6 protein-coding genes are annotated in these 7,063 nt (G+C 61.5%); 4 read left to right on the top strand and 2 right to left on the bottom strand.

The genetic code is table 11. The features are described 5' to 3' along the window. Window positions 1–198, top strand: a 198-nt coding sequence (locus LAN64_20190) for a hypothetical protein (GenBank protein MBZ5570146.1), incomplete at its 5' end; no start/stop codon positions are given. A 3-nt stretch (window positions 199–201) separates the two neighbouring features. After that, on the top strand, window positions 202–954 hold the full coding sequence (gene ubiE, locus LAN64_20195) for a bifunctional demethylmenaquinone methyltransferase/2-methoxy-6-polyprenyl-1,4-benzoquinol methylase UbiE (GenBank protein MBZ5570147.1): 753 nt from the start codon (window positions 202–204) through the stop codon (window positions 952–954). A gap of 191 nt (window positions 955–1,145) precedes the next feature. Here the strand turns inward: ubiE and LAN64_20200 are convergent, their stop codons facing one another. Together LAN64_20200 and metG are read right to left on the bottom strand one after the other, a co-directional pair. Continuing rightward, entirely contained in the window at window positions 1,146–2,027 is an 882-nt protein-coding gene (locus LAN64_20200) for a TatD family hydrolase (protein ID MBZ5570148.1), read from the bottom strand. Window positions 2,028–2,186: 159 nt separating this feature from the next. Next, on the bottom strand, window positions 2,187–4,304 hold the full coding sequence (gene metG / locus LAN64_20205; GenBank protein MBZ5570149.1) for a methionine--tRNA ligase: 2,118 nt from the start codon (window positions 4,302–4,304) through the stop codon (window positions 2,187–2,189). 189 nt (window positions 4,305–4,493) lie between these two features. Between metG and argS the strand changes: the two genes are divergently transcribed. Beyond that, on the top strand, window positions 4,494–6,464 hold the full coding sequence (gene argS, locus LAN64_20210; GenBank protein ID MBZ5570150.1) for an arginine--tRNA ligase: 1,971 nt from the start codon (window positions 4,494–4,496) through the stop codon (window positions 6,462–6,464). A 40-nt stretch (window positions 6,465–6,504) separates the two neighbouring features. Then, window positions 6,505–7,063: DMT family transporter (locus LAN64_20215; GenBank protein ID MBZ5570151.1), on the top strand; the 559-nt coding region annotated here is incomplete at its 3' end.

The raw sequence follows: 7,063 nt of genomic DNA on the forward strand, positions 1-7,063 counted from the left end.
CCCGCGCCGGGAAGATCGGAATCGGCCGTGCAGAAGTGGAATCTCGATGTCCCGCGCGAAAAACTTGGCGAACTCACGCAACCGAGTACGCCGCTGCCCGTGCCGAAATTCAGCTACTTACACCACGGGCTGCTAGGGACTCCGTTGTCCGCCGCGACTTCGATTTGCCGTCCTCCGTGTCCTCTGTGGTTAACTTAATCCGTGGCGGAAATCCCCAAGCCCGTTCTCGGCGCGGCCCCCGAAGGCGCGCACGACCGCCATCAGGCTGCCGCCGCCGTGCGCGACATGTTCACCTCCATCGCGCCGCGCTACGACCTGCTCAACCACCTCCTCTCGTTCAACATCGACCGCCTATGGTGGCGCCGTGCCGCCCGCAGCTTCCGCCACATCCTGCAACGTCCCGGGACCCGCGCCCTCGACCTCTGCTGTGGCACCGGCGACATGGCCTTCGCCCTGCGGCGCGCGTCCAGCAGCCAAGCTGAAATTTGCGGCGCCGACTTCTCCCACGCCATGCTCGTTCGCGCCGTCGAGAAGACCCGGGACGCTTCGCTGCAATGGTTCGAAGCCGACGCTCTTGGACTTCCCCTGCCCGACGCCAGCTTTGACCTGGTCACGTCCGCCTTCGGTTTTCGCAATCTGGCCGACTACAACGCCGGCCTGCGCGAAATCTTCCGCGTGCTGCGTCCCGGTGGAGAAGTCGGCATCCTGGATTTCGGCGAACCAGGCGGTCTCATCGGCCGCGTCTACCGCGTCTATTTCAAGCGCGTGCTTCCCGCCGTCGGCACCGTGATCTCCGGCGTCAAGGGCCCGTACGCGTACCTGCCCGCCTCCGTCGAGCGCTTTCCCTCGCCCAGCGAAATGCTCGGACGCCTGCGCGCCGCCGGCTTTGCCGACGTCTCCTGGACGCCCTACACCTTCGGGATCGCGGGACTGTATCGCGGAAGGAAAGCTTAGCCACAGAGGAACAGAGGAAGAAAATGAGTCAAGAAGTCACAAAGGAATGGAGAATTAAGAAGGCACAATGAATGAAGCCGTGTGCGACCGGGCCGCTCATTCCGCCGAACGTTGACTCGGATGACACCTGACTTCTAAGTGCCCGAGTTCTGACTTCTTAATTCTTAATTCGTCCTCTGTGTCCTCTATGGCTAACCTATCCCGAAGAAGCGGTAGAAGTTCTCCGTCGTCGCCGCGCCCACTTCCTCGCCCGAGATCCCGCGCAACTCTCCAATATGGCGCGACGCCTCTGCCACGTACGCCGGCTCATTGCGTTTCCCGCGATGCGGCACCGGCGCCAAATACGGCGAGTCCGTCTCAATCAATATCCGTTGCAGCGGGAGTTGCGCCGCTGCCTCGCGAAGGGAAACCGCTTTCGGATAGCTCACGTTTCCGGCGAACGAAATCATGAATCCCAAATCCATGCCTGCCCGCGCGTGCTCCACCGTGCCGGTAAAGCAGTGCAGAATCCCGCCCAAGCCGCTCGACTGCCAATGTTCCCGCAGCAGGCGGAACAGGTCTTGCCACGCATTCTCGCTGTTGTCCGACGGCCGGTTGTGAATCACGATCGGCAGCTTCGCCGCCCTTGCCAATTCCATCTGGCGCACGAAAACCTTTTGCTGCACCTCGCGCGGCGAGTGATCGTAAAAATAATCCAGCCCGATCTCCCCCCACGCGATCACCTGCGGATCCCGCGCCAGCTTTTCCATCTCGTTGAAGTGCCGCTCCTCCGCCAGCGCCGCCTCATGCGGATGAATTCCGATCGTGGCAAAGATTCTTAACGACTTGTCAGCCGAGGCGCAAAGCGCCGAGCCCTGAGCGGAGCGAAGGGGAGGAGTCTGCTGTTGCCATCGGCCATCGACCATTGACCATTGTCCCGCGAGTCTAATCCCACATGCCACATCGTCCGGCCCGCGGCCATTCCCAATGGCCAGCAGCGCCTCAACGCCGGCTGCTCGCGCCCGCGCGATCACCTGCTCGCGGTCGTGTGCGAACTTCGGCCCTTCCAGGTGGCAGTGGGAATCTACGTACATACCCAAACAAACCACGGAGACACGGAAGCACGGAGAAGAAAATTAAGAATTAAGAAGTTAGAATGACAACCGGAAACCACCTTATTTATTCTTCGTTCTTCGTTCTTCATTCTTGATTCTTCATTTCTCTGTGTCTCTGTGTTTCTTTATTGTTATCGTTTATTTCAGCTTTGCCCCAACCGGCACGTCTTCCAGAAATCCCGTCAGCACCGGCTTGCCGCCCTCGACCGACGCGGCCACGATCATGCCGTTGGATTCCAAACCCTTCAGCTTGCGCGGCGCCAGGTTGGCGACGATCACCACCTTGCGCCCGATCAATTGCTCCGGCGTGTACGCCTCGGCGATGCCCGCCACGAGTTGTCGCACTTCCGTCCCAATATCCACTTCCAGCCGCAGCAGCCGGTCGGCGCCTTTGACTTTCTCCGCCGACTTCACCTGCCCGACGCGCATCTCCACCTTCAGGAAATCGTCAATCGAGATCTTTCCTTCCGGGACTGCCGCTGCGGGCTTCGCGCTCGACGCAGCGGCCGGTGCGCTCGCCGCTGCTGGCGTTGCCGGCTGACTCGCTTCCGCGCCTAAGCCTGCGGGGGGCGCGGGTTCGCCGTCCTGTCCGATCTCCAACTCGACGGGCGGTCGCGCTTCCGCGGAGGACGGCGGCTTTTTCGAGTCGACGGAAACCACCGGCGCCCGTCCCTGCTGCTCAAGTGCGTGCATCTTCTCGATCGCCGTTTTGTCGACGCGCGGAAACACCGGCTCCACTTTGCCCAGCTTGGTGCCCAGCTCGAGTTGCCCCCACTTGAGCTGGTCCAGCCGGAACTTTTTGATGTCACCGAGCCCGAGCTGCTTCCAGATCCGCGAGCTCGACTCCGGAATCACCGGATGCACCAGCGCGGTCACGATCCGCAGCGCCTCGGCCGCGGTGTACAGGATTGTGCCCAGCCGCGATCGGCTCTCCTCATCCTGCTTTTCCGCGACCGCCCAGGGCTCGTTTTCCACGATGTACTTATTCACCGCGCCGATCACGCCCCAGGCGCACTCCAGCGCGCGCGAGAACTGGTAATCGTCGAACAGGCGTTGGCACTCTTCGATCGTCCGTGCCGCTTCCTCCTGGATCGCATTGTCGGCCGCGGTGCGCGCCACGGTCGCACTCGGGTACGGGACTTCGCCTCGGAAATAGCGCTGGATCATGCTCAGCGTCCGGCTGGCGAGATTGCCATAGTCGTTCGCCAGGTCGGAATTGAAGCGCCCGACCAGCGCGTCAAAGGAGAACGATCCATCGTGCCCGAACACGATCTCGCGCAGCAGGAAATAGCGCAGCGCGTCCACTCCGAGCACGTCGATGATCGTCTCCGCGCGCACGATGTTGCCGCGCGACTTGGACATCTTGTCCTGCTCGAACAGGATCCAACCGTGCGCCATGATCGTCTTGGGCAGCGGCAGATTTGCGGCCAGCAGAAACGCCGGCCAGTAGACGCAGTGGAAGCGCACGATCTCCTTGCCGATCATGTGCAGCTCGGCAGGCCAATATTTCTCGAACTGCTGCTGGTCTTTCTTCTTGTCCGACCCGTAGCCGATGGCGGTGATGTAGTTGCTCAGCGCGTCCAGCCACACGTAGATTACGTGGCCGGGATCGTCCGGCACCGGAATGCCCCACTTGAACGTGCTGCGGCTGATCGAGAGATCGCGCAGGCCGCCGCGCACGAACGACATCACCTCGTTGCGCCGCGTCTCCGGCCTGATGAAGTCCGCATGCTCCTGGTAGTACTTCAGCAGCTTGTCCTCGAAGGCCGACAACTTGAAAAAGTAGTTCTCCTCGCTGATCGTCTCGGTGGGTCGGCCGCACGTTGGGCAAGGCGCCCCGGGACCGGCGGAATCCACGTAAAGATTGTCGTGCACGCAGTATTGGCCGGTGTAAGTGCCCTTGTAGATGAAGCCGTTGTCGCGCAACACGCGGAACAGCGCCTGCACGCCGCGCTTGTGCTCCGCCGAAGTTGTGCGGATGAACTTATCGTAGGTCGCACCCACGCCGTCGGCCATGGCCTTGAACGCCGCCGCGATCTCCTCCACGTATTCGTTGGGATCGCGTCCCGCGGCCTGCGCCGCGCGCTCCACGTTGACGCCGTGCTCGTCGGTCCCGGTCAGCAGAAATGTGTTCTTGCCCAGCATTCGCTGGCGCCGCGCAATCGTGTCGCAGACGATGGTCGTGTACGCGTGCCCCAAATGCGGCCGCGCATTCACGTAGTAGATCGGCGTCGTGATGTAGAACTTCTCGGACATTGTTCTGTACTGGCGAATGCCTGAAGGAGGCCGGTGGTCGTTAGTCGTTGGTGGTTCGCATATCTGTCTTGGCCAACGACTAACGACCAACGACCAGCGACAGATTCTGACTTCTGAATTCTCGAATTCTTCATCATAGGGAAGCTCTCCACCCTCGTCAAACCTTCTCCCATTGCTATAATCGGCCTCTTGTACCGCCGCTTTCAGCAACAGCTCGCCGACCGTGTCCGCGCCTGCCTGCGCGAGACCTACGACATTGATCTGCCCAACGTGGTGATCGAGCAGCCTCCCAAGGTCGAGCTGGGCGAATACGGCCTGCCGCTGTCGTTCGAACTTGCCAAGCGCCTGCGCAAGCCGCCGCGCAAGATCGCCGAGGAGATCATCGACGCCATCGGTGCGATCGAAGGCTTCGACAAGCTGGAAGTTGCGGGCGCCGGCTACATCAACGCGCGTCTGAACCGCGCCGCGGCTGCCGCGGCGCTCGCCTCCGGTGATGAACACCCGCAACTGCGGGACGGCGCAGGCAAGATTCAGGTCGAGCACACCAGCGTCAATCCCAACAAAGCGGCACACATCGGGCATCTCCGCAACGCCATCCTCGGCGACACTTTCGTGCGCCTGCTGCGCGCCGCCGGCCGCGCCGTGGACGTGCAGAACTACATTGACAACACCGGCGTGCAGGTGGCCGACGTCGTGGTTGGCTTCCGCGAATTGGAGCGCAAGAGCAAAGCCGAGATCGAGCAGCTCGCGCGCCGCGAGCCCCATTTCGATTACCTCTGCTGGGACCTCTATGCGCGCGTGTCGCACTGGTATCAGGAAGACAAGGCGCACCTGCAGAAGCGCGCCGACGCGTTGCATGCGATCGAGCAGGGGGGCAACGAATCCGCTGACATCGCCGAGACGATATCCACCACCGTTCTTCGCCGGCACCTGGAAACGATGGAAAGGCTTTCCATCGAGTACGACTTCCTGCCGCGCGAGAGCGAAATCCTGCGCCTGCACTTCTGGGACTTGGCGTTCCAGCAGATGAAAGATAAAGGCGTGCTCTACCTCGAAACCGAGGGCAAGAACCAAGGTTGTTGGGTGATGGGACGTCCGCACGCCGCGGGCAAGCCGGACGAGGAGCACACGGAAGAAGACCAGAAGGTCATCGTGCGCTCCAACGGCACGGTCGGCTACGTCGGCAAGGATATTGCCTATCACTTGTGGAAGTTCGGGCTGCTGGGGCGCGACTTCGAATATCGCCGCTTCCATGAATATCCCAACCAGCATGAAGTTTGGATTTCCGCGGTCGAGGGAGAGCGGGAGCATCCGCATTTTGGCGGCGTGAGCGCCATCTACAACGTGATTGACGCGCGCCAGGCGGAAGCGCAGAACACGGTCATCGAAGCGCTGCGCGCGCTGGGCTACACCGAAGCGGCGGAGCATTACACGCATTTTTCCTACGAAATGGTCGCGCTCACGCCGCGCTGCGCCGCGGAACTCGGCTACCAACTCAGCGAAGACGATTGGGGCAAATCGTACATCGAGGTTTCCGGACGCAAGGGCTTCGGAGTGAAAGCCGATGACCTGATCGACACGCTGATCGCGGCGGCGCGCAAGGAAGTGGACTCGCGTCATGCCGAGCTGCGCGAGGAAGAGCGCCGCGACATCGCCACGCAAATCGCCGTTGGCGCGCTCCGTTATTTCATGCTCAAGTTCACCAAGCCGAGCGTGATCGCCTTCGACTTCAAGGACGCGCTCAGCTTCGAGGGTGAAACCGGACCTTACGCGCAGTACGCCGTGGTGCGAGCGACCAACATCTTCCGCAAGGCGGACGTTGATCCGGAAGCGGCGCTGCAGAACTCGAAGTCACAAACGGAGAATTTCGCACGATTCTTTTGCGGCGAATCTGGAAATGAATTTTGGGAGCTCTGGCTGGCAGCCGCGAAAACGTCGTACGTCATCGAGCAGTGCATTGCGACCGCCGAGCCCGCCTACTCTGCCAAGCACGCGTTTCAGTTGGCGCAGGTGTTCAACAATTTCTATCACCGGCACCACATCCTCAGCGAAGCCGGTGAGGCCAAGAAGCAGTTTCTGCTTGCTACCACGGCGGTGGTGCGCCGCGAGCTGATGCGCGTTCTGGAAGTCATGGGAATCACGATTCCGCCGGTGATGTAACCGGTCGGACCCCGCAACTCCGTACTGATAAGCTAATTCCGTGTCGCGATCGGTGAAGGCTCACATCCTGCTGGTGCTGGTGACCCTGGTCTGGGGGGCGACCTTCGTCCAGATCAAGGACGCGCTGCAGGACATTTCTCCGCTGCTGTTCAACGCGGTGCGCATCACGCTGGCGTCCGCGGCGCTGGCGGCGTTTTATCGGCGGGAACTGCGCGACATGTCGCGGGATGCGTTGCGCGCAGGCGTGCTGGTGGCCATCCCTTTGTGGCTGGGATTTTCTTTCCAGACCACTGGGCTGCGGCTGACGACGCCGTCGAAATCGGCGTTTCTCACCGGATTCTCCGTGATTTTAGTGCCAGTGTTTCTGGCCATCGGCTGGCGCAAGAAGGTGAATGCGTGGACGGTGGCGGGCGTGTTCATCGCGTTTGTTGGGCTGTACCTGATGACGGTGCCGGCGGGGAATGGGAACGGGCTGAATCTGGAGAGCATCAACCGCGGCGATTTGCTGACCAGCGGATGCGCGGTAATGTTTGCGCCGCAGATCATCCTCATCGGCCAAGCCATGCGGAAGCACCGCTTCGAGGCGGTGGCGACGGTGG

The organism is Terriglobia bacterium (assembly GCA_020073185.1).
Taxonomy (GTDB): Bacteria; Acidobacteriota; Terriglobia; order Terriglobales; family Acidobacteriaceae; genus JAIQGF01.